Genomic DNA, 22,977 nt, shown 5'->3' on the forward strand with positions numbered 1-22,977 from the left:
ATTATTCTTGAGTTTTGCTTTTGAAAAAAGCTGCCATTATTAAACCTAATATTGAATAGAATACAATTACAAAAGCAGACCCTTTTAAAATTTCAATAGTAGAATAAGGATTGTTTTCTTTCATTTTAGCAATCATTTCATTAATTGTTGAGGCAGGGGTGTTGTATTTTTGCATTGTTTCTACAACACTTTTAATAGTTAATTCTTTAACGGTATCAGAGGCAGAAGGGTCTATAACATTGAATAATAAAATATTGAAAATAGCGCCAATTAGCACTCCTATTACAGCAAAAATAAAATACGTTGTGAAGGCTTCTTTGAAAGTAAAAACACCGTTTAAAGCTTTTTTTGTTTTGGAAAGTAAAATGATTGAAAAAACAATATAAAATAAAACACTTAGTATTCCTAACCACCAAGAGGTGAATAAATTAATATTGATTGCATAGATTGAGGCAGTCGTTAAAGAAGAAATTAGTCCAATGATTATTCCATAAGTTACTCCATTTCTTTTAATAATTTCGTTTATCATGATATAGAAGTTTTAAAATTAATCTACAAATATAGCAATTCCCAATTTATTTGCTGCTAAAAATCGCGATTTAGCGATGGATAAAAAAAGTCATTCAAAGATTTGTTTATTGAAAAATAAGTGTAAATTTGCAAACTCAAAATAATAATGTAAAAACAAAAAGTTATAATTGGTTTATACCTTTTCTGTTAGAAGAAAAGCTTCAAAGCACGATTATAATTGAAACTAATAAAAAAGAATTACGATGAAAAAAGGTGTACACCCAGAAAATTACAGATTAGTTGCTTTTAAAGACATGTCAAATGACGACGTTTTTATTACTAAATCTACTGCAGAAACTAAAGAAACTATCACTGTTGATGGTGTAGAATATCCAGTTGTAAAAATGGAGATTTCTAGAACATCTCACCCTTTTTACACAGGTAAATCTAAATTGATTGATACTGCAGGACGTATCGATAAATTCAAAACTAAATACGCGAAACACGTTAAATAATTTTAATTTGTTTCTTATTTATACCAAGCCTCACAATTAGTGAGGCTTTTTTTATGAAAAAAACTTATTGTTCTCGAGCACATTTTTTTTACTTTTTTGAACATCTAAAATTAGTTGTAAATTTGGCTGTGGGTTTACCAAAACCATAATTTCTTAAAAAGAAACCGCTATGAATTATATCCTTTTTGACGGTCCTGCTCGAAATGCGCTTTTGCCATTTACATTCACGCGCCCAGTGGCCGATATTTTAATTGGAATTTTGACAATCCGTCAAAAATGGGAGGCCTATTTAGGTTCTACAACAACAACTTTGACAGAAGAATACCTTTCGGAAAAATATCCAATGGTCGAAATGGAGTGTAATGTAATGATTAACGCTTCTTTTTTGCCTAATCCCACTTTGGTTGAAATGATTCGGAATTTAGAATCGAATCAAGCTATTTTTAAAGGAGAGGAAGTGATCGCTTTCTTTACCAATGAAGAGCAGGAAGAAGTCAATTTTGATACGTATGAAATACTAGAATATACCAATGAGTGTTTAACGGTTGAGCATACTTGGGATATTTTTTCTAAAAATGGGGAGGCACTTCGTGCTGATTTTGAGTTGGTAACTCAGGAAAGAAAATCACAAGCCATTCCAAAATCAGTAAATGTAATTGCACCCGAAAATATTTTTATTGAAGAAGGAGCAAAATTAGAGTTTGTGACTTTAAATGCTGCTACAGGGCCCATTTATATCGGAAAAAATGCTGAAATTATGGAAGGTTCTGTGATTCGAGGTCCATTTGCTTTGTGCGAAGGGGGTACAGTAAAGATGGCAGCTAAGATATATGGAGCGACTACTGTTGGTCCTTTTTCTCGAGTAGGGGGAGAGATCAATAATTCCGTTTTATTTGCGTATTCTAACAAAGGACATGACGGATTTTTAGGGAATTCCGTTTTAGGAGAATGGTGTAATATTGGCGCAGACAGTAACAATTCCAATCTTAAAAATAATTACGAAGAAGTGAGGTTGTGGAGTTATGAAACCGAAGGCTTTGCTAAAACAGGCTTGCAATTTTGTGGTTTGATGATGGGGGATCATAGTAAGTGCGGTATTAATACCATGTTCAATACAGGAACAGTGGTGGGGGTGAGTTCCAATATTTTTGGTAGTGGTTTTCCTCGCAATTTTGTGCCGAGTTTCTCTTGGGGTGGTGCCGCTGGATTTACAACTTATACAACGAGTAAAGCCTTTGCTACGGCTAAGTTAGTCATGAGTCGCAGGAATGTTGATTTTGACGAAAAAGAACGAGCCATTTTAGAACACGTTTTTGAAGAAACTAAAAAGTGGAGAAAAGAATAACGCACTAGTTTTGTCATGCTGAACTTGTTTATTTCGTCTATTCGCTATCGCTCGAGTCAGCATCTTTTTTCATAATTTTTAATTATTTTTTAGATTCCGAAATAAATTCGGAATGACAAAATCTATGATTATTAAAAACTTTTTATGGTTACTTTACTCTAATAAAATGATCTTTTAATTTGATTTCTTTCATTCGTTTGTCGTTTGGATTTCTTCTGTACAATAGAATTTCATTTTCTTTACATCCAGAAATCAAACTGAGTTTTGTGATTATAGCGTTTAAGGTGTTTTCTCTTCGTTTGGTTGTGCTAGTATAATTTTCGGTCAATTCTTCTTGTTCAAAAAGATTGTTTAATGAGTTAAGTGCGATATAATTCGATTGATTTTGTATTAAATATGAAATGATTTTCAGTTCATTATTATCAAATGAATCAATTACTTTTCCTTTGAATAGTAATTGTTTAGTAGTGTTATCATAAATTAAACTATGATATTCGAAAATTATGTTTTTTATTTTGAATTTGTATACTATTATAAAAAGTAATATTGCAATTATTCCTATTCCAAGTATAATAAGTGAATTGGTATATTGATTCTTGATAAAAGTTTCAGATTGAATAGGATTGTTAATAATACTCTTTAATTTTAATCGGATAATTTTAGTTTCTGCAGAAGTACTTAAGAAATGAAGTACAACCAATTCTTGTGATAGTTCGTCAAAATAAAATGATTTCACATTCATAACGGAAGGCAAAATATATTTATTAATAGTATTAGTGGCAAGATCAATTTCCAATAGTTTATTATCTGCACCTCGACTAAGCATATACATCTTTGACCCATTTTGAAAATTGAAATAATTTTCAATTGAGTTGTATTTGGTATTGTATATTCCTTCTTTACTCCATTCCATAGTTTTAAGGTCCAATTTCCAAACTATATTATCGGTAGGGATTTGTCCAAAATAAAAATCTGCAGGGTTTTCGCATAATCCACCAAAAATATATAGGTTGTTTCCAATTAAAATCCGATTTGCATCACGTCTTAAAGATGGAAATTCACTCCCGAAAGTTTGAACAGCCATCCATTCTCTTGATTTGAAAATGTATTTCGTGAGTATATTTTTAAATGTAAATAACCCGTAACCGCCAAAATAATAAATTTCATCTTGGTATACGAAAGAGGTTGCGCCAAACTGATTTTGATGTAAAAAAGAATTATCAATTCGTATGATTGAATCATTACGCCATTCTAATACAGGGCCGCAACCATTATGTACAAAATAATTCTTACCTTTTATATAAAACGTATTGTAGCGTGAAATTAATTCAGGATACTTAGTGTGTTTTAGTATTTTGAATTTATTGGGAGTATTTACATAGTATAAAGAATCTTGGTCTATTACTATGGCATTTTTGGTTTTGGCATCTTGAAAAAGAAAAGTTTCACCTTTATATTTGTCAATTTGTGCATTTCCATTAATTGCGACATGTAAAAAAAGAATACAGAGAGTAGATAAGACCCGATTCATATGTTGTAGTGTTTCGAAAATTTTCTCTAAAGTACTATTTTATTTACAAATTACAAAATAGTTTCTCTTTTCAATTTTAATTCATTTCGTACTTCATTGATCAGTGTTATGAACTCGTATTTCAATTTTTTAGGAATGCGTTTTTCGATGATGGTATTATTTTTCAAAATAATTTGTAGTCGGTAGGTTTTAAAATCGAGGGTATTCATTACTACAAAATTGATACTGAAAATTAGAACAGATAAAATAGACAACTCTACGTTGAGGTATTGCAAACAAAACAGCGTGAAAATAAAGTACCCAATCAAAAAGCTTTTGAGTGCAAACTGCCGTTGCTGAATACTGATGTGAATTTTAGCCACATCAGTAAATGGAATTTGTTCTTTATTTTTTGATTTTGGATTCAAAACAATACCGTTTTTAACGATACTAATAAAAGTTTTGGTTTCTTTTGAAATCATATTCTGTGGGGTTTGTATCGGTGGTATTTTTAAATCAATTGCACTATTGGTTTAGCTATTGTAAATTTCCGAATTAGTACCTGTCCTTCCTGAAATAATGTACGAAACAATATTTTCTACTATTTTTATATTTTTAATCAACTGATAATCAAATAGTTTTTAAATATGGCTTTTCTTTCTTTTAGTCGGTTTGAGTGTCTGTATTTGTAATTTTATAGACATTTTTTCTGTTTTTATGAGGCTTTGATAGTCAGGTTAGCGGCAAAAGAAAAATAAAAACTTTACCCAATACATTGTAAACAACGAGGGATTTGAATTATATTTGCGCCTTCAAAAACGGGAGGTTGAATGATCGCTTTTCCCAACAAATAAATCCACTACGCAATGATTACAGTTAACGATATTTCTGTGCAATTTGGCGGAACCACACTTTTTAGTGATGTTTCTTTTGCCATTAATGAAAATGATAAAATTGCCCTTATGGGTAAAAATGGAGCGGGAAAATCGACGCTTTTAAAAATAATTGCAGGACACAGTAAACCTTCTACAGGTTCTATTTCGGCCCCCAAAGAAGCGGTAGTAGCTTATTTGCCACAGCATTTATTGACTACGGATGGCGCGACTGTAATGGAAGAAACGTCTAAGGCGTTTGGCGAAGTTTTCAAGATGAAAGCGGAGATTGACGAGATAAATGAGCAATTGACCGTTCGTACGGATTATGAAAGTGATGAGTACATGAAGTTGATTGAGCGTGTTTCGGATTTGAGTGAGAAATACTACGCTATTGAGGAAGTGAATTATGAGGCAGAGGTTGAGAAAATCTTAATTGGTTTAGGGTTTGTTCGCGAAGACTTTACACGTCAAACTTCGGAGTTTTCTGGAGGTTGGAGAATGCGTATCGAATTGGCTAAAATTTTATTACAAAAACCCGATTTGATTTTGCTCGATGAGCCAACGAACCATATGGATATAGAAAGTATTCAATGGTTAGAAGATTTCTTGGTCAACCAAGCCAAAGCGGTGGTAGTGATTTCGCACGATAGGGCTTTTGTAGATAACATTACTAATCGTACTATAGAAGTAACTATGGGCCGTATTTATGATTATAAAGCCAAGTATTCTCATTATTTGGAATTGCGAAAAGACCGCCGTATGCATCAGCAAAAAGCCTACGATGAGCAACAAAAAATGATTGCTGATAATAGAGCGTTTATAGACCGTTTTAAAGGAACGTTTTCTAAAACCGATGCGGTACAATCGCGTGTGAAGATGTTAGAAAAACTAGAAATCGTTCAGGTAGACGAAGTCGATACATCCGCTTTGAAATTGAAATTCCCGCCAGCAGCTCGTTCTGGACAATATCCTGTGATTGTGAAAGAATTGTCTAAATCGTACGGTGATCATGTGGTATTTAAAGAGGCCAATTTGGTTATTGAACGCGGTCAAAAAGTAGCTTTTGTTGGAAAAAATGGAGAAGGTAAATCGACTATGATTAAAGCTATCATGAAAGAAATAGGCATTGATAGCGGTAGTGTCGAAATTGGTCACAATGCCCAAATAGGTTATTTTGCTCAAAACCAAGCGGCTTTGCTAGATGAAAACGCTACTATTTTTGAAACTATTGATGGTATTGCGGTAGGAGAAATTCGTACTCAAATTAAAAATATTTTAGGTGCTTTTATGTTTCATGGTGATGATATTACCAAGAAGGTGAAAGTACTTTCTGGAGGAGAAAAAACGCGTTTGGCGATGATTAAATTGTTGTTAGAGCCTGTTAACTTGTTGATTCTAGATGAGCCTTCGAATCACTTGGATATGAAAACGAAAGACATTATCAAAGATGCCTTAAAAGATTTTGATGGAACTTTGATTTTAGTATCGCACGACCGTGACTTCTTAGACGGATTAGCTACCAAAGTTTTTGAATTTGGAAACAAAAGGGTGGTAGAACACTTTGAGGATGTAGCTGGTTTCTTGGCGCACAAGAAAATGGAAAACCTGAGAGAAATAGAGAAGTAGTTTTTGTTGCAACATTTAGCATTTGTTCTTTTCGAGTCAATACCTAACCCGTTGGGTGTAATTATTAAAAACGTCAATTCGAGTGTTTTTTGTGCAATGAAATGGAACAAAAAATGTATCGAGAAACCTTTAGGTTCAACGTAGTTAATCGTTTTTAATAACATTTCACTTGTTCTCGATATGATTTTCTGACGAAAATCACTCGAACTGACGTGAAATTTTCATCAAAAACTAATTTTACCCAACGGGTTCAATACTTAATAAAAATATCTTTATTTTTACCCTAAAGTAATGGTTTTTTGAACGATGGATAACAAAAAGATTTCGGTTTATTTCATGCCTGGATTGGCGGCTAGTTCGTTGATTTTTGAGCGTATTGTTTTGCCGGATTCGCTTTTTGAAGTGCATCTTTTAGATTGGGAATTGCCCATTGGAGAGGAATCTTTAAAGGATTATGCCAAACGAATGGCTGAAAGAATCACAGCACCAAATCCTGTTTTGATTGGTGTTTCTTTCGGAGGGATTTTGGTGCAAGAAATGGCAGCTTTTTTGAATCCGCTGAAAGTAATTATTATTTCGAGTGTGAAATCGAATGTAGAATTTCCTCGCCGAATGAAAATTGCCAAAACAACGAAAGCGTACAAATTAATTCCAACATCGATTTTTTCGAATATGGAAAAGTTGAGTGCTTTTTCTTTTGGAAAATCCATAGCCCATCGATTGAAATTATATGAAAGGTATCTTTCGGTTCGCGATGTGCATTATTTGGATTGGGCCATAGAACGCATTTTATTGTGGAATAGAACCCAAGTTGATCCGAATGTAATTCATATTCACGGCGATGCCGATGAGGTGTTTCCAATTCAATACATCAATGATTGTATCGAAGTAAAAGGCGGAACACACATTATGATTTTAAGTAAATACAAATGGTTGAATGAAAATTTACCTGCTATAATTTTAGGTACGTTTTCAGAAGCAAAAAAAGAAAAAGTATAAATGAAAAAACAAACAACAACGATTCGTAAATCGGTTCTTTTGATTGGAGTAATGCTCATTAGTGGGTTATTTATTTTTGCTTCTAAATTAGAATTGCCTGCTAATTGGATAGCTCGTTTTAATCCGAACTATTTTCCTGCCCAAATTGATTTTGCAGGAGAAGCAGTACCCTTAAAAATTGCGGATGTACAGGAGCGTTTGGATAGAGAATTGTTGGTGAATAAGCATTTGAACGCTTCGACCTTATTAATTTTAAAAAGAGCGCACCGTGCTTTTGCAGTCATCGAACCGATTTTAAAGAAAAATGGAATTCCAGATGATTTTAAATACGTTGCCGTGATTGAAAGTGGTTTGGTGAATGTAGTTTCTCCAGCTGGTGCTAAAGGAATTTGGCAATTTATGCCTGATACGGCTAAAGAAATTGGTTTAGAAGTGAATGAGAATATTGACGAGCGCTATCACTTGGAAAAAGCGACAGAGGCGGCTTGTGCTTATTTTTTGAAAGCCAAAGAAAAATTTGGAAACTGGACTTTAGTGGCAGCTTCATATAATGCGGGTGGAACTGGAATCAAAAAGCAATTGGATATTCAAAAAGTAGCCAATTACTATGATTTATTGCTAAATGACGAAACCTCTCGTTATGTGTTCCGAATTTTAGCCTTGAAACAAATTATGGAACATCCAGAACAATACGGTTTTCAAATTACAGAGGAGGAACAATACAAAATAGTAGCGACGAAGAAAATTACAATTGATAGTTCGGTAACCGATTTAGCTAATCTAGCAATTCAACAAGGGATTAATTATAAAATATTGAAGATTCATAATCCGTGGCTGCGCACCACTAAAATGGTGAATCCTACGAATAAAAAATACCAATTGGAAATCCCTTTGGAAGGATATTAATTGATTTGAGATTCTGGCCTGAGCGATAGCGAATAGACGAAGCAAACAAGTTCAGAATGAAGGGCGAGAATATGAGTAGGTTATCTGTCAACCTGAACTTGTTTCAGGTTCTGAATCTAATTTAACTATGGCTAATAGAGCATATCATAATTACTGGGTGTATATATTAACAAATAAACCTAATGGGACTCTTTATATTGGAGTTACGGTAGGGATAGATGATAGAATGGAGAGGCATGTGATTGGAGAAGGATCGAAATTTACTGCCAAGTATAAGTTAAAAATAATGGTGTATTGTGAAGAATTTCAATACATTAATGATGCAATTGCAAGGGAAAAGCAATTGAAAAATTGGCACAGAAAATGGAAAATAAATTTAATAGAAGAGTCTAATCCTAATTGGCTTAATTTATGGAAACAGTTAGATTCTGAAACAAGTTCAGAATGACAGACGTACTATATATACTAGATTATCTGTCAACCTGAACTTGTTTCAGGTTCTAGAAAATCTATATTTTCTTCATTTGTTCTTTCATCATGCTGATTTGATCTTTCAGCATGTTTTGCTTGTCCAGTTTCTTGGCTTCATTTAATAGCGATGTAGCTTCTAATTTTCTTCTTCTAGACATCGCGATACCTGCTAGGTTTAATTTGGCTACAGCCAAATCCATATCCATAGACAATCCTAACTCAATTGCTTTTTTGAAAAATTTCTCTGATTGATTGATATTAGTTTGCGAAAGCATAATACCGTGAAGGTAATTGAAGTATCCTTGTTGTTTTTGAACCAAAGCACCTTCTGGGTTTTTGATTTTGTCTAACCATTTTTTAGCGCCTTCAAAATCTTGTTTTCTCAACTTTAAGAACGCTAGTAAGATGAATTCGTTTTTGAAATATAAAAAAACAGGAATTACACTTAGTAATATAAGGAAGATTCCGTTTCCAATGTTACTTTCAGTAAATTGCCAAATGCCTGTAGCGACAATAAGTCCGGCAAGAATAAGTTTGATATTTTTGTGAAACATAATAGGTTTGAATTTATGATTGCAAAGATAGTAAAAGGAATTAAAAATATTTTTATAAAACTACTTGCTAGAAAAAAAAGTCTTTGTATATTTGCACTCGGTTTTCGAATAACGGTTATTCAAAAACTAGAAGACATATAAATAAAGATTTTAAAGATACAAACCAATGAGCAAAAGAACGTTTCAACCATCGAAAAGAAAAAGAAGAAATAAACACGGATTTATGGACAGAATGGCTTCTGCTAATGGAAGAAAAGTTCTTGCAAGAAGAAGAGCTAAAGGAAGACATAAATTGACTGTTTCTAGCGAACCTAGACACAAAAAATAATGGTTATTCTATAATCAATATTAAGCCGTTACTATTTTTTAGTAACGGCTTTTTTTTGAAAATTTAAACTAATTCTATTTAGTTTAGCTCTAAAAAGCTCAGTTTAAAGTGTTTTTACTACTTAAACCGGACAATAATAAAAAACAACATACACACAAATTATACTACAATGCCAAAAGACACATCCATTAAATCCGTTTTGATAATAGGTTCAGGTCCTATTGTAATTGGTCAAGCCTGCGAATTTGATTATGCTGGTTCACAATCAGCACGTTCTATTCGTGAAGAGGGAATCGAAGTGATATTAATCAACTCGAATCCAGCGACGATTATGACTGACCCTTCTATGGCCGATCACGTTTACTTGAAACCATTGACAACTAAGTCGATTATTGAAATCTTGAAAGCACATCCGCAAATTGATGCGGTATTGCCAACAATGGGTGGGCAAACGGCATTGAACTTGTGTTTAGAAGCAGAAGAAAAAGGAATTTGGGAAGATTTTGGAGTAAAATTAATTGGGGTTGATGTGAACGCCATTAATATTACGGAAGATAGAGAACAGTTCAAACAATTACTTGAACGAATTGGAGTTCCTGCTGCACCAGCAAAAACGGCTACTTCATTCTTGCAAGGAAAAGAAATTGCTCAAGAATTTGGCTTTCCGTTAGTAATTCGTCCTTCGTTTACCTTGGGTGGAACGGGAGCTGCTTTTGTGCATAGCAAAGACGAATTTGACGAAAAATTGACTTATGGTTTAGAAATGTCACCTATCCATGAAGTGTTGATTGACAAAGCATTGTTAGGTTGGAAAGAATACGAATTAGAATTGTTGAGAGATAAAAACGACAACGTAGTTATTATCTGTTCTATCGAAAATATGGACCCAATGGGAATTCATACAGGAGATTCGATTACAGTAGCGCCAGCGATGACACTATCTGATACGACTTTCCAAAAAATGCGTGACATGGCGATTTTGATGATGCGAAGCATTGGAAATTTTGCGGGAGGTTGTAACGTACAATTTGCGGTTTCGCCAGACGAAAAAGAAGATATTGTAGCGATTGAAATCAATCCTCGTGTGTCTCGTTCTTCGGCATTGGCATCTAAAGCAACGGGGTATCCAATTGCTAAAATTGCTTCAAAATTAGCCTTAGGATACAACTTAGACGAATTACAAAATCAAATTACAAAATCTACTTCGGCTTTATTTGAGCCAACATTGGATTATGTAATTGTAAAAATACCACGTTGGAACTTCGACAAGTTTGAAGGTGCTGATAAAACATTAGGACTTCAAATGAAATCAGTAGGTGAGGTAATGGGAATTGGACGTTCGTTCCAAGAAGCCTTACATAAAGCGACTCAATCATTGGAAATCAAAAGAAATGGTTTAGGTGCTGACGGAAAAGGATATACCAATTACGAACAAATTATCGAGAAACTGACTCATGCTAGTTGGGATCGTGTTTTTGTGATTTATGATGCCATTGCGATGGGAATTCCATTGAGTCGCATTCATGAAATCACTAAAATCGATATGTGGTTCTTGAAGCAATACGAGCAATTATTTACTTTGGAAAAAGAAATTGCTTCGTATAAAGTAGAGTCTTTACCAAGAGAATTATTGCTTGAAGCCAAACAAAAAGGATTCTCTGACAGACAAATTGCGCACATGATGGGTTGTTTGGAAAGTCAGGTGCATACCTTGCGTATGGATATGAATATCAATCGTGTATTCAAATTAGTAGATACGTGTGCTGCCGAGTTTAAAGCGCAAACACCTTACTATTATTCTACTTTCGAGGCTGAAATTGAAAAGCCAAACGGAGAACGTTATGTTCACAACGAAAGTATTGTTACGGATAAAAAGAAAATCATCGTTTTAGGGTCAGGCCCAAATAGAATTGGACAAGGAATTGAGTTTGATTATTCTTGTGTTCACGGGGTGCTTGCTGCGAAAGAATGTGGTTACGAAACCATTATGATCAACTGTAATCCTGAAACCGTTTCAACTGATTTTGACACAGCTGATAAATTGTATTTTGAGCCTGTTTTCTGGGAGCATATTTATGACATTATCCAACACGAAAAACCAGAAGGTGTTATCGTGCAATTAGGTGGTCAAACGGCTTTGAAATTAGCAGAAAAATTATCGAAATACGGAGTAAAAATCTTAGGAACTAGCTTTGATGCTTTGGATTTAGCCGAAGACAGAGGGCGTTTCTCTGATTTATTAACCGACTTGAATATTCCTTTCCCTAAATTCGGAATTGCAGAAACTGCTGATGAAGCCTCGGCTTTAGCAGATACTTTGGATTTTCCATTGTTGATTCGTCCTTCGTATGTGTTGGGAGGTCAAGGAATGAAAATTGTTATCAACAAACAAGAATTAGAAGAACACGTAATCAATTTATTGAAATCGATTCCAGGAAATAAATTGTTGCTAGACCACTATTTAGATGGTGCTATCGAAGCGGAGGCTGATGCGATTTGCGATGCTGACGGAAACGTGTACATTATCGGAATTATGGAGCATATCGAGCCTTGTGGAGTACACTCGGGAGATAGTAATGCGACTTTGCCACCGTTCAATTTGGGTGAATTTGTGATGCAACAAATTAAAGATCATACGCATAAAATAGCGGTTGCTTTGAAAACCGTTGGTTTAATCAACATTCAATTTGCTATCAAAAACGATATTGTTTATATCATCGAGGCCAATCCAAGAGCGTCTAGAACAGTACCTTTTATCGCTAAAGCTTACGGTGAACCGTATGTGAATTATGCTACTAAAGTGATGTTAGGAGCGAATAAAGTAACTGACTTTACATACAATCCACAATTGAAAGGATATGCAATCAAGCAACCCGTTTTCTCTTTCAGTAAATTCCAAAATGTGAATAAAGCATTAGGACCAGAAATGAAATCGACAGGAGAAAGCATCTTGTTTATTGATGACTTGAAAGACGATCAATTCTACGAATTGTACTCTCGAAGAAAAATGTATTTGAGTAAATAATAATTACTTGATTTAGATATTCAAAAAGCCTCTGAAAAGAGGCTTTTTTTATGGTTTGATTACTAATTAGAAAATTGAATTTTGAAAAACAGATTCCAGTAATTTTTTAAATTAGCTTCGTATCGTTTTTTATTTTACATTTGTTTAATAAAAAATAAAAAAGAATGAACAACGTTAAAAACGTATTCAGTATCAAAGACCTCGAAAATTTATCAGGAATCAAAGCGCATACCATTCGTATTTGGGAAAAAAGATACAATATCTTGGAGCCAATGCGTACGGATACTAATATTAGGTTGTATGATTTAGCAAGTTTACAAAAGTTGCTAAACATTACTTTACTTCATGATTACGGATATAAAATCTCTAAAATAGCGACCTATCCACCAGATAACATTCCTAATTTAGTTCGTGAAATTGTAACCAATAAAACAGCTAAGAGTCACGCATTAAGCGAGTTCAAAATGGCAATGATGCATTTTGATCAGGAATTGTTTTTTAGAACATACAATTGGTTGGTGGCTGAAAAATCTTTTCAAGAAATTTTTCACGAAGTGTTTATTCCTTTGATGCAGGAATTAGGAATGTTGTGGCAAACGGATACCATTTCTCCGGCACACGAGCATTTTATTTCTTTTTTAATCAAACAAAAATTACTCATCCATACAGAACAACTTCAGGTGTTGAAGCCTACAAAAACAGATAAGGTTTTTGTATTGTCGTTGCCAATGAATGAAATTCACGAATTGGGATTGATGTATTTGAACTATGAAATTTTATCCAAAGGCTACAAAACGATTTATTTAGGAGAAAGTATGCCGATAGAAAATTTAAAAGATTTAAAAAAACATTTCGATTCAATTGTCTTTGTGTCTTATCTTACGGTACAGCCAGATAGAGAGTCGGTTAATGACTATGTGAGTCAAATGAAGCATGAATTAGAAGATGAGACAACACAGTTGTGGTATATAGGTAGGATGGTAGAACATATTGATCCTGCTGTTATTTCAAAAAGTATGTCGGTTTTTTATTCAATAGATACTTTAGTAGAAGCGCTTTAGGATTTAATAATTTAAAATAACAATCAGTTAATGAATCAATCAAAAACAATAGCAATAATAGGTTCTGGGTTTTCGTCTTTGGCGGCAGCAAGTTATTTGGCTCAAAGTGGGCATCAAGTAACAGTCTATGAAAAAAATGCCACTATTGGAGGACGCGCCCGTCAGTTAAAAAGTGATGGTTTTACTTTTGATATGGGGCCAAGTTGGTATTGGATGCCGGATGTTTTTGATCGTTTTTTTGCTGATTTTGGCAAAAAAACGACCGATTATTATGAGTTAATCAAGTTGTCGCCAGCCTATAGAGTGTATTTTGGAATCAATGAATTCATTTCTATTGCCGATAATTTGCCTGAAATTATAACGACTTTTGAGTCGGTTGAAAAGGGGAGCGGGGCTGTATTACAACAATTTATGGCTGAGGCGCGCTCGAACTATGATATAGCCATTAAAGATTTAGTATACCGTCCAGGAGTTTCTCCTTTGGAATTGATTACTCTTGAAACCGCTAAAAAAGTAGGTCAGTTTTTTAGTAACATCAGCCGAGATGTTCGCAAGAAATTCAAGAATGAAAAATTGATTCAAATTTTAGAATTTCCTGTTTTATTCTTGGGAGCAAAGCCTTCGGATACGCCTTCTTTTTATAGTTTTATGAATTATGCAGACTTTGGCTTGGGAACTTGGCATCCAAAAACAGGAATGTTTGATGTGGTTCGCGGTATGGAAAGTTTGGCAACCGAATTGGGAGTTCAATTTGTCACTAATGCTGCTATTGAAAAAATTATTGTTGAAAATAAAATCGCCAAAGGAATTGTAGTCAATGGTAAAACTATATATTCAGATGTGGTTTTAAGTGGTGCCGATTACCATCATACAGAAACCTTATTGGAAGAGCAATACCGTGCTTACTCAGAAAAATATTGGGATAGCCGTGTATTTGCACCGTCTTCTTTATTGTTTTATGTTGGATTCAATAAAAAAATAGAAAACATTTCACACCATGCTTTGTTTTTTGACACGGATTTCAATCAACATGCCAAAGATATTTACGATACGCCAAAATGGCCTGCAGAACCTTTGTTTTATGCTAGTTTTCCATCTGTAACTGATCCTTCGACAGCACCAGAAGGAATGGAATCTACTTGTTTTTTGATTCCGTTGGCTCCTGGAATTGAAGATACAGATGCTTTGCGTGAAGAATATTTTCATAAAATTATGGATCGTTTGGAGTCGTTGACACAACAAGAGGTTAGAAAAAACATTATCTTTAAAAAATCGTTTTGTAAAAATGATTTTGTAACCGACTATAATTCGTATAAAGGAAATGCCTACGGTATGGCGAACACTTTGTTACAAACCGCATTTTTAAGACCCAAATTAAAAAGTAAAAAAGTAGAAAACCTCTATTTTACAGGTCAGTTGACCGTACCTGGACCAGGTGTGCCTCCCGCCTTAATTTCCGGAAAACTAGTGTCAGAATTAATTAATAAACAACTTTCAAAAGCATAACATGAAGCAGTTATTTGACGACGTATCTTTTAAATGCAGTAAGCTGGTAACCAAGAATTACAGTACTTCATTTTCTTTAGCAGTCTACATGCTTTCGCCAAGCATTAGAGAGGCTATTTATAGCGTATATGGTTTTGTTCGTTTTGCGGATGAAATTGTAGATTCTTTTCATGGATATGAAAAAGAAACATTGATTAATGATTTTGAAACTGAATATTACAAAGCGTATCATTCAGGAATTAGTTTGAATCCTATTTTGAATTCGTTTCAAATTACGGTAAAACGCTATAATATTTCAGACGATTTGATTCAGGCTTTTTTGAAAAGTATGAAGTTGGATTTGGTGAAAACCGAATACCACAGCAAAGAAGAATACGAGGAATATATTTATGGTTCAGCGGATGTAGTGGGCTTGATGTGTTTGAAAGTATTTGTAGATGGTGATACTGAGAAATATAATTTATTGAAAGACGAAGCCATGCGTTTGGGATCGGCATTCCAAAAAGTAAATTTTCTTAGAGATTTGAAAGATGATAATTTGGTGCTAAACCGTACTTATTTTCCGGGTGTCGATTTGAATTCGTTTGACGAAAAAGCAAAACAGGCTATCATTAGCGAAATTGAAGACGATTTTAAAGTGGCTTTTCAGGGTATTACCAAATTACCAATGGAAGCTAAATTTGGCGTTTATACGGCTTATGTATATTATAAAAAGTTGTTGAATAAATTAGAAAAAACGCCAAGTCATAAAATTGGTACTGCCCGAATCCGAGTTTCTAATTATACCAAAGCAGGTTTGTTAGCACAGTCTTTTGTGACGTATAAATTAAAATTAGTTTAATATATAATTGTAATGACAATGAATGAAATCCAGTTTTTTCTGATTTTCTTAGGTACTTTTTTATTGATGGAATGTGTTACTTGGTGTACGCATAAGTTTGTAATGCACGGCTTTATGTGGTATTTTCACGAAGATCATCACCAACCTAAATATGCGGGTATTTTTGAACGCAATGACGTTTTCTTTGTCATTTTTGCTATTCCAAGTATTACCCTTTTTTATTTTGGGGTTGAAGATGGGTTGAATTATAAATTCTTCATTGGTTTAGGAATTATGTTTTACGGAATGTGTTATTTCTTGATTCACGATGTTTTGATTCACCAACGCTTTAAATGGTTTAAGAATACCAATAATAAATATTTAATTGGTTTACGAAAAGCACATAAAGTGCATCATAAACATTTGGGAAAAGAACACGGAGAATGTTTCGGAATGTTGTTTGTTCCATTCAAATACTATAAAATTTAATCACATGAAAGTTTATACTAAAAAAACAGAGCAGCATGTCAATGCTAGTTTAGAAGAATGTTGGGCTTTCTTTTCTAGCCCAAGGAATTTACAAAAAATTACCCCTGAATCTATGGGTTTTGAAATCAAAGATTTTGATGAAAAAAACATGTACGCAGGACAAATCATCCAATACAAAGTGTCGCCACTTTTTGGAATTAAATTGCCTTGGGTAACCGAAATTACTTTTGTTAAAGACAATAGTTATTTTATTGATGAACAACGTTTTGGCCCTTATACCTTATGGCATCACAAACACTTTTTTGAAGCTACTGAAAACGGTGTTTTAATGATCGATTTGGTGCATTATGCTTTGCCTTTAGGTTTCATCGGACGCATCATGAATACTTTGGTAGTCAAAAATAAATTGAAAACCATTTTCGATTATCGAAAAGTGAAGGTGGACGAATTATTTAATAAGTAAGAATGACAAAACAAAAAGTTTCTTTTTTCTGGTTTCGACGTGATTTACGATTAGAAGATAATGTAGGTTTGTATCAAGCCTTACAATCTCAATATCCAGTAATTCCACTTTTTATTTTTGATGAAACTATTTTGGAGCGTTTACCTAATAATGATCCAAGAGTTGGTTTTATTCATGAATCAATTTCTAAAATAAATACCCAACTGAAAGAATTTGGTAGTTCTCTTTTGGTAAAAAAAGGAAAACCGTTTCAAGTTTGGGAGTCTCTATTGCAAGAATATGCTATTCAAGAAGTATTTTGGAATAAAGATTACGAACCGAATGCCATTCAACGGGATTTGGCTGTTGCCGAGTTGTTGATTTCTAATGAAATACAATCATCGGCATTCAAAGATCAAGTTATTTTTGAAGAAGCCGAGATTGTGAAAGCAGATGGATTACCTTATACCGTATATACTCCTTTTAAAAACAAATGGTTAGAAAAATATAAATCTATCGCACCAGTACCAGAATTTGATGCGGTACCGTATTGTTCTAATTTTTTCAAAAGTGAGTTTGACTTTCCTAGTTTGGAACAAATCGGTTTTACAACCAGTCCGATTAAGGTAAAACCACACAATTTAAAATTGGTTGCTAATTACCACGAAACACGTGATTTTCCAGCCTTAGATAGTACTTCGTATTTGTCTCCTCATTTACGTTTTGGCACTGTTAGTATTCGTAAATTAGTGAATTGGGCAGTAAAGAAGAATGCCGTTTTCTTGAGCGAATTGATTTGGAGAGAATTTTTTATGCAAATTCTCTATCATTTTCCTAAGGTACAAAATAGGAATTTTAAGTCGGCTTATGATGGTGTTGAATGGCGCAATAATGAAGACGATTTCAAACGTTGGTGTGAAGGTAAAACGGGTTACCCAATGGTCGATGCTGGAATGCGTCAGTTGAATGAAACCGGTTATATGCACAATCGAGTGCGTATGGTAGTAGCGAGTTTTCTTTGCAAGCATTTGTTAATTGAATGGCAGTGGGGCGAAGCCTATTTTGCTGAAAAATTATTGGACTATGAAATGGCTGCTAATGTAGGGAATTGGCAATGGGCAGCTGGAACGGGTTGTGATGCAGCTCCTTATTTTAGAGTGTTTAATCCTGATATTCAACAGAAAAAATTTGACGAAAAAGGAATTTACATTCGTCAATGGATTAAAGAATTTGATTTAGGTTATGGTCAGCCCATGGTGGATCACGCTATGGCAAGAGATCGTGCCATTGCCACTTACAAAGCTGGTATTTTAAAATAACTACATAAAAAACTCCCAAAAACTTGACTAGTTTCTCGGGAGTTTCAAACCTAACTTTAACCTAAAAAAACAATTGTTATTTAGCTCAATTTATTTGAAATTAAGCTGATGAATTCTTTACGTGTTTTATCTTTCTCAAAAGCCCCTGTAAACGAAGAAGTAGTCGTTACCGAATTTTGCTTTTGAATACCACGCATTTGCATACACATGTGCTGTGCTTCTATCACAACGGCTACTCCAAGTGGTTCTACTGCCGTTTGAATGCAATCTTTGATTTGGTCTGTCAATCGTTCTTGTACCTGCATTCTACGAGCAAAAGCATCTACAATACGTGGAATTTTACTTAAGCCTACAATTTTACCATTCGGAATATAAGCCACGTGTGCTTTTCCAAAAAAGGGTAACATATGGTGTTCACACATCGAATAGACTTCAATGTCTTTGACCACAATCATTTGCTGATGGTCTTCGGTAAATAAAGCTGATTTTAATATTTCTAAAGGATCTAAGCCGTAACCGTGGGTTAAATATTGCATCGCTTTAGCCACTCTTTCAGGTGTTTTTTCAAGACCTTCACGAGTGACATCTTCTCCTAAATTTTCGATTATGGTTTTGTAATTATCGGATAAAATTTCAGTGACTTGGGTATTGTATTCTTCTTTTTTTTCGTAGTTTTTCATTTAGTATTTTTGAGGAGTTTATTAAATTTTAAAGCTGACAATACCATAATCCATTTCGAATATTTGTCCTGAGATGGATTTTGCTTTTTCAGAAATCAAAAAATCAGCCATATTGGCTACTTCTTCGGGTTGTAAATAGCCTTTCATAGGATGGCGTTCTACCATGTTTTCTTTCATTCGGTCATTTCTCAAAATTCCCGAAGCCAAAGTCGTATCTGTAATAGTAGGTGCAATGGCATTAATGCGAATACTAGAGGCTAATTCAGCACCCAATGATTTCACCAATCCTTCGACACCCGCTTTTGCGGTAGCGATACTCGCGTGAAAAGGCATACCTAATTTGGCTGCTACCGTACTAAACAATAGGATAGAAGGTTGGTTGCCTTTTTTCAAAACGGGCAAGTATTTCTGAATCACTTTTACCGCTCCAATTACATTGATTTCAAAATCATTTCTGAAATCGTCAATGCTCAAACTTCCAATAGGTTTTAACGTAATAGAACCTGGACAATAAATTAGATTATCTAATTCCTCTATCTCAGGAAGTGTATCTTGTAAAACATCTAACGAAAAATGCGTCAGATTGGGATGCGTTATTTCTGGCGCGTTTCTACTTATGGTATATACCGTATTGCTTTCTAATTGTTGGAGTAAAATAGCATTTCCTATTCCTTTACTTCCGCCAATGATTAGTATTTTTTTCATTTGGTATGGTTTAGCGTTTCGCTATTTTGTTGTTGTTAATTTGTCTTTGACGGCTACATTTGAAACGTCCTTCTCTAAAATCACGTAATTTTTCGTGTTTTGTTTTTCGGCCTTGTACTCTGGCACGCCACATTCTGAAACTGGACGGTTTCATTTCAGCACGCATTAGGTCAATTACTTCTTGTTCTTTTAACCCAAATTGCATCAGAATGGCATCAAAGGTGGTTCTATCTTCCCAAGCCATTTCAATGACGCGGTCTTTTTCTATATCGGTTAATTCTCTCTTCATTATTGGTACTTCTGGTAGTTATTGACCACAATATTGGCTTTCAAATCAAACAATAAATTGTATAAACCAAAGAAGGTTCGGTTCATATAAATGAAATGTTTAGAACCCCGGTTACCGTTCATTTTTCTTAAACTAGTGTCATTAGCAAATCGTTCTCCGAGCTGCGCAATATTTTGAAAAAATACCTCGTCTGAAAAATCAAAAGTTTCAGATTGGAAAGGTTGTGTAAACAATGTCAATAAATCATAAAACATTGAGGTGAAATAGGCAACCTCTTCGGGTGTATCATCGGTACGTAAGATTTCAAGTTCGAATAGTTTTTCGCTGAAAAGCGCTTTATTATCAATGATTTCTTTTTTAACCAATTCAAAATAAGGGATGTAAAAGTCGTTCGGAATGGCTTTCATACATCCAAAATCCAAAGCCACTAATTCCTGATTTTCGTTAACTAAGAAATTTCCCGGATGTGGGTCGGCATGTACTTTGCGCAACACATGAATTTGGTACATATAAAAATCCCAAAGCGCTTGCCCCAATTGATTGCCAACTTTAGCATTGGTATTTTCTTTGGTAAACTCAGACAGGTGTAAGCCCGTCATCCAATCCATGGTGATGATTCGTTCCGAAGAATATTCAGGATAGTAATTTGGGAAAACTAAATGGTCTATTTTGGAACAAGCGGCTACCACTTCCTGACTTTGTTTCAGTTCTAACAAATAGTTGGTTTCTTCGATTAACTTGTCTTCAACTTCTTTGAAATATTTGTCTGAATCTTTGCCTTGCAAATTGAACATTCGAATGGCAATTGGTTTCACCAAAGCCAAGTCAGACGAAATGCTATTCGCCACACCAGGATACTGAATTTTCACAGCTAATTTTTTATTGTCTTTTACTGCCAAATGCACTTGTCCAATACTCGCTGCGTTTACCGAATTAGGATTGAATTCGTCAAAGATTTCATAAGGTGTTTTGCCTAAGTTTGATTTGAATGTTTTCAATACCAAAGGGGCTGATAGTGGTGGAACCGAAAATTGCGACAATGAAAATTTTTCTACATAAGCTTGAGGTAAGAAACTTTTGTCCATACTCAACATTTGCGCTACTTTCAAGGCACTTCCTTTTAGGCTTTTAAGTCCGTCATAAATATCTTCGGCATTGTCTTCGTTCAGCTTATCGCGATTTAAAGTTGGGTTGACTACTTTTTCGCCATAATATTTCAAATAATTGACTCCCACTTTGGCACCAGTCTGTACTAATTTGCTAGCACGTTCTATTTTAGAAGTAGGAATATAATCGATAGTTTTCATTTAGTTGTGTTGTATTTTTTCTTTGAATAGGAATTTTCCAAAATCAATTAAGCTTTCTAACGGAGCGGTATTCATTAATTCAAAAGACGCTTTTACCGATTTTTCAATAAAAAGATCCGTTTTTTCAAAAGAGGCAGAGCTATCGTCTAACCAAAATTTCAAGGTCATCAAAAGCTGGAACCAAGCTGATTCCTGTAAGGCTTTTTCTTGAATTTGTTGAAATTTCTCTTGTTTCAATCGGTATTCGTCAGAGATAATTCCACTAACAAAATCTTTGAAACCATTTCTTAAGCCAGATAATTGCATTAATCCTTGTAATGGATTTTTGTTTTCTTTCAAACTTAACACAACATAACTGCGATTAGCGGTTAATATTTCAAAAAAAGTAAAATAAAAACTTAGCATTTTACTTTTCATGTCATAGTATTCATAGTCTTTGTCTTTTTCCAATAATGCCAAAGTTTTTTCTAAAAAGAGATTGAAAATTTCTTTTTCTACTCCTTCAAGCCCGCCAAAGAAGTTGTAAAACTCTGCTTCAGTCAATCCATTTGCTTTGGCAAAATGATATACAGATTTTGGTTTTTCATTGTTTTCAAGCGTGTCTTGCATGAACATTGAAACTATTTTGTCTTTTGTCAAGGTTGATTTTTTAGTAGCCATTTTCAATTCGTTTTCAAATTAGAGTATAAAGATATAAAATGTTTAACAAAATAATAAAAAAGTTAAACAAAATATTTGTTTATATTTGTAATGAAATTAAAATGAATAAAAAATTCGGTTATGAAAAAAAATGTTGTATTGACGGGAGGTACTGGATTTATTGGTAAAAAATTGACACAACTCCTTTTAGAAAACGGTTTTTCGGTATCGGTTTTGAGTCGCTCCGCTAAAAAGAATTCGGATGGTATTTCGTACTTTCAATGGGATGTTGATGCGGGAACAATTGATGAACAAGCCATTTTGAATGCTGATTATGTAATTCATTTAGCAGGGGAAAATATTGGCGCTAAGCGATGGACAACGGCTCGAAAGAAAGCGATTTTGGATAGTCGCGAAAAATCGACTGAGTTATTGTATGCTTGTTTACAAAAAAATAATATGCAACTCGATGCCTTTATTTCGGCCTCTGGTGTTGGGATTTATGGTGCCATAACTGATGAACTGGTTTGTACAGAAACCACTCCAGCAGCTTCAGATTTTTTAGGAACGGTTTGCCAAAAATGGGAATCGGCAACTTTGCCTATTCACAATTTAGGCATTCGAACAGTGCAAATTAGGACAGGATTAGTTTTAGGCAAAGGAGATGGTGTTTTGCAGCAATTGGTTCCTTTATTCAAATATAAATTAGGCAGTGCAATAGGCTCTGGAAAACAATACATGCCTTGGATTCATATTGATGATTTGTGTCGTATTTATTTGGCTGCAATCACGAATTTGGAGATGCAAGGACCATACAATGCTGCTGTAAATGATGGAACAAACAACACTATTTTTTCTACAACATTAGCCAAAGTATTTGGATATATAATATGGTTGCCTAACGTTCCTGCTTTTGTACTACAATTGGTATTGGGTGAAATGGCACAATTGGTCTTACAAGGTAGGAGAGTAGCCTCTGATAAAATAGTGAAAACGGGATTTCAATTTCAATTTACTGATTTAGAAAAAGCACTAAAGGATTGTTTATCGTAACAA

The 22,977-nt window shown here is 34.2% G+C and carries 24 protein-coding genes; 15 read left to right on the top strand and 9 right to left on the bottom strand.

Annotated features, from left to right (window positions below; genetic code table 11):
* Position 1: 1 nt before the first annotated feature.
* Positions 2-529 (bottom strand): DUF4199 domain-containing protein, encoded by a 528-nt coding sequence (locus Q0L65_RS12305; protein WP_296686802.1) that lies wholly within the window; start codon positions 527-529, stop codon positions 2-4.
* Positions 530-773: 244 nt separating this feature from the next.
* On the opposite strand from Q0L65_RS12305, the gene Q0L65_RS12310 reads away from it, so the two are divergent.
* Together Q0L65_RS12310 and Q0L65_RS12315 are read left to right on the top strand one after the other, a co-directional pair.
* Positions 774-1,025, top strand: coding sequence for a type B 50S ribosomal protein L31 (locus tag Q0L65_RS12310; RefSeq protein ID WP_296686803.1), 252 nt, complete (start codon positions 774-776; stop codon positions 1,023-1,025).
* A gap of 169 nt (positions 1,026-1,194) precedes the next feature.
* On the top strand, positions 1,195-2,370 hold the full coding sequence (locus tag Q0L65_RS12315; protein ID WP_296686805.1) for a GlmU family protein: 1,176 nt from the start codon (positions 1,195-1,197) through the stop codon (positions 2,368-2,370).
* Between the two features lie 148 nt (positions 2,371-2,518).
* Here the strand turns inward: Q0L65_RS12315 and Q0L65_RS12320 are convergent, their stop codons facing one another.
* The gene (locus tag Q0L65_RS12320; protein WP_296686807.1) at positions 2,519-3,901 is read right to left on the bottom strand and encodes a kelch repeat-containing protein; all 1,383 of its coding nucleotides are present in this window, start codon (positions 3,899-3,901) and stop codon (positions 2,519-2,521) included.
* Between the two features lie 50 nt (positions 3,902-3,951).
* Positions 3,952-4,362, bottom strand: coding sequence for a hypothetical protein (locus tag Q0L65_RS12325; RefSeq protein ID WP_296686809.1), 411 nt, complete (start codon positions 4,360-4,362; stop codon positions 3,952-3,954).
* Positions 4,363-4,746: 384 nt separating this feature from the next.
* Here Q0L65_RS12325 and Q0L65_RS12330 point away from each other — a divergent pair, with 384 nt between their 5' ends.
* The 4 genes from Q0L65_RS12330 (at position 4,747) to Q0L65_RS12345 (ending at position 8,734) form a co-directional block, all read left to right on the top strand.
* On the top strand, positions 4,747-6,381 hold the full coding sequence (locus tag Q0L65_RS12330) for an ABC-F family ATP-binding cassette domain-containing protein (protein ID WP_296686810.1): 1,635 nt from the start codon (positions 4,747-4,749) through the stop codon (positions 6,379-6,381).
* 306 nt (positions 6,382-6,687) lie between these two features.
* Entirely contained in the window at positions 6,688-7,380 is a 693-nt protein-coding gene (locus tag Q0L65_RS12335; RefSeq protein ID WP_296686812.1) for an alpha/beta hydrolase, read from the top strand.
* Positions 7,381-8,286 carry a lytic transglycosylase domain-containing protein gene (locus Q0L65_RS12340; protein WP_296686813.1) on the top strand — a complete coding sequence of 302 codons (906 nt, stop codon included), beginning with the start codon at positions 7,381-7,383 and terminating at the stop codon, positions 8,284-8,286.
* A 127-nt stretch (positions 8,287-8,413) separates the two neighbouring features.
* Positions 8,414-8,734: a GIY-YIG nuclease family protein gene (locus Q0L65_RS12345; protein WP_296686815.1), complete on the top strand. Its 321-nt coding sequence runs from the start codon at positions 8,414-8,416 to the stop codon at positions 8,732-8,734.
* A gap of 61 nt (positions 8,735-8,795) precedes the next feature.
* Here the strand turns inward: Q0L65_RS12345 and Q0L65_RS12350 are convergent, their stop codons facing one another.
* On the bottom strand, positions 8,796-9,311 hold the full coding sequence (locus Q0L65_RS12350; protein ID WP_296686816.1) for a DUF2892 domain-containing protein: 516 nt from the start codon (positions 9,309-9,311) through the stop codon (positions 8,796-8,798).
* A 166-nt stretch (positions 9,312-9,477) separates the two neighbouring features.
* Between Q0L65_RS12350 and rpmH the strand changes: the two genes are divergently transcribed.
* The 8 genes from rpmH (at position 9,478) to Q0L65_RS12390 (ending at position 18,301) form a co-directional block, all read left to right on the top strand.
* Positions 9,478-9,639, top strand: coding sequence for a 50S ribosomal protein L34 (gene rpmH / locus Q0L65_RS12355; protein WP_008464848.1), 162 nt, complete (start codon positions 9,478-9,480; stop codon positions 9,637-9,639).
* A 169-nt stretch (positions 9,640-9,808) separates the two neighbouring features.
* Entirely contained in the window at positions 9,809-12,664 is a 2,856-nt protein-coding gene (gene carB, locus Q0L65_RS12360) for a carbamoyl-phosphate synthase large subunit (protein WP_296686819.1), read from the top strand.
* A 164-nt stretch (positions 12,665-12,828) separates the two neighbouring features.
* Positions 12,829-13,725: a MerR family transcriptional regulator gene (locus Q0L65_RS12365; protein WP_296686822.1), complete on the top strand. Its 897-nt coding sequence runs from the start codon at positions 12,829-12,831 to the stop codon at positions 13,723-13,725.
* A gap of 30 nt (positions 13,726-13,755) precedes the next feature.
* The gene (crtI, locus tag Q0L65_RS12370; RefSeq protein ID WP_296686824.1) at positions 13,756-15,231 is read left to right on the top strand and encodes a phytoene desaturase family protein; all 1,476 of its coding nucleotides are present in this window, start codon (positions 13,756-13,758) and stop codon (positions 15,229-15,231) included.
* Position 15,232: 1 nt separating this feature from the next.
* Positions 15,233-16,072 carry a phytoene/squalene synthase family protein gene (locus Q0L65_RS12375; protein WP_296686827.1) on the top strand — a complete coding sequence of 280 codons (840 nt, stop codon included), beginning with the start codon at positions 15,233-15,235 and terminating at the stop codon, positions 16,070-16,072.
* 18 nt (positions 16,073-16,090) lie between these two features.
* Entirely contained in the window at positions 16,091-16,540 is a 450-nt protein-coding gene (locus Q0L65_RS12380) for a sterol desaturase family protein (protein WP_296686829.1), read from the top strand.
* A gap of 4 nt (positions 16,541-16,544) precedes the next feature.
* The gene (locus Q0L65_RS12385; protein ID WP_296686832.1) at positions 16,545-17,003 is read left to right on the top strand and encodes an SRPBCC family protein; all 459 of its coding nucleotides are present in this window, start codon (positions 16,545-16,547) and stop codon (positions 17,001-17,003) included.
* Between the two features lie 2 nt (positions 17,004-17,005).
* The gene (locus tag Q0L65_RS12390; RefSeq protein ID WP_296686833.1) at positions 17,006-18,301 is read left to right on the top strand and encodes a deoxyribodipyrimidine photo-lyase; all 1,296 of its coding nucleotides are present in this window, start codon (positions 17,006-17,008) and stop codon (positions 18,299-18,301) included.
* A gap of 80 nt (positions 18,302-18,381) precedes the next feature.
* Here the strand turns inward: Q0L65_RS12390 and folE are convergent, their stop codons facing one another.
* The 5 genes from folE to Q0L65_RS12415 are packed head-to-tail and all read right to left on the bottom strand — an operon-like array spanning position 18,382 to position 21,942.
* Positions 18,382-18,981 carry a GTP cyclohydrolase I FolE gene (gene folE, locus Q0L65_RS12395; RefSeq protein ID WP_296686835.1) on the bottom strand — a complete coding sequence of 200 codons (600 nt, stop codon included), beginning with the start codon at positions 18,979-18,981 and terminating at the stop codon, positions 18,382-18,384.
* Between the two features lie 21 nt (positions 18,982-19,002).
* Positions 19,003-19,686 (bottom strand): SDR family oxidoreductase, encoded by a 684-nt coding sequence (locus Q0L65_RS12400; protein ID WP_296686837.1) that lies wholly within the window; start codon positions 19,684-19,686, stop codon positions 19,003-19,005.
* 10 nt (positions 19,687-19,696) lie between these two features.
* Positions 19,697-19,975 carry a TIGR03643 family protein gene (locus Q0L65_RS12405; protein WP_296686840.1) on the bottom strand — a complete coding sequence of 93 codons (279 nt, stop codon included), beginning with the start codon at positions 19,973-19,975 and terminating at the stop codon, positions 19,697-19,699.
* On the bottom strand, positions 19,975-21,282 hold the full coding sequence (locus tag Q0L65_RS12410) for an AarF/UbiB family protein (RefSeq protein WP_296686842.1): 1,308 nt from the start codon (positions 21,280-21,282) through the stop codon (positions 19,975-19,977). The genes Q0L65_RS12405 and Q0L65_RS12410 overlap by 1 nt, the downstream gene beginning before the upstream one ends.
* Positions 21,283-21,942 (bottom strand): TetR family transcriptional regulator C-terminal domain-containing protein, encoded by a 660-nt coding sequence (locus tag Q0L65_RS12415; RefSeq protein ID WP_296686844.1) that lies wholly within the window; start codon positions 21,940-21,942, stop codon positions 21,283-21,285.
* Between the two features lie 120 nt (positions 21,943-22,062).
* Between Q0L65_RS12415 and Q0L65_RS12420 the strand changes: the two genes are divergently transcribed.
* Positions 22,063-22,974, top strand: coding sequence for a TIGR01777 family oxidoreductase (locus Q0L65_RS12420; RefSeq protein WP_296686846.1), 912 nt, complete (start codon positions 22,063-22,065; stop codon positions 22,972-22,974).
* The last annotated feature ends 3 nt before the right edge of the window (positions 22,975-22,977 follow it).

The organism is Flavobacterium sp. (assembly GCF_024642105.1).
Lineage (GTDB): Bacteria > Bacteroidota > Bacteroidia > Flavobacteriales > Flavobacteriaceae > Flavobacterium.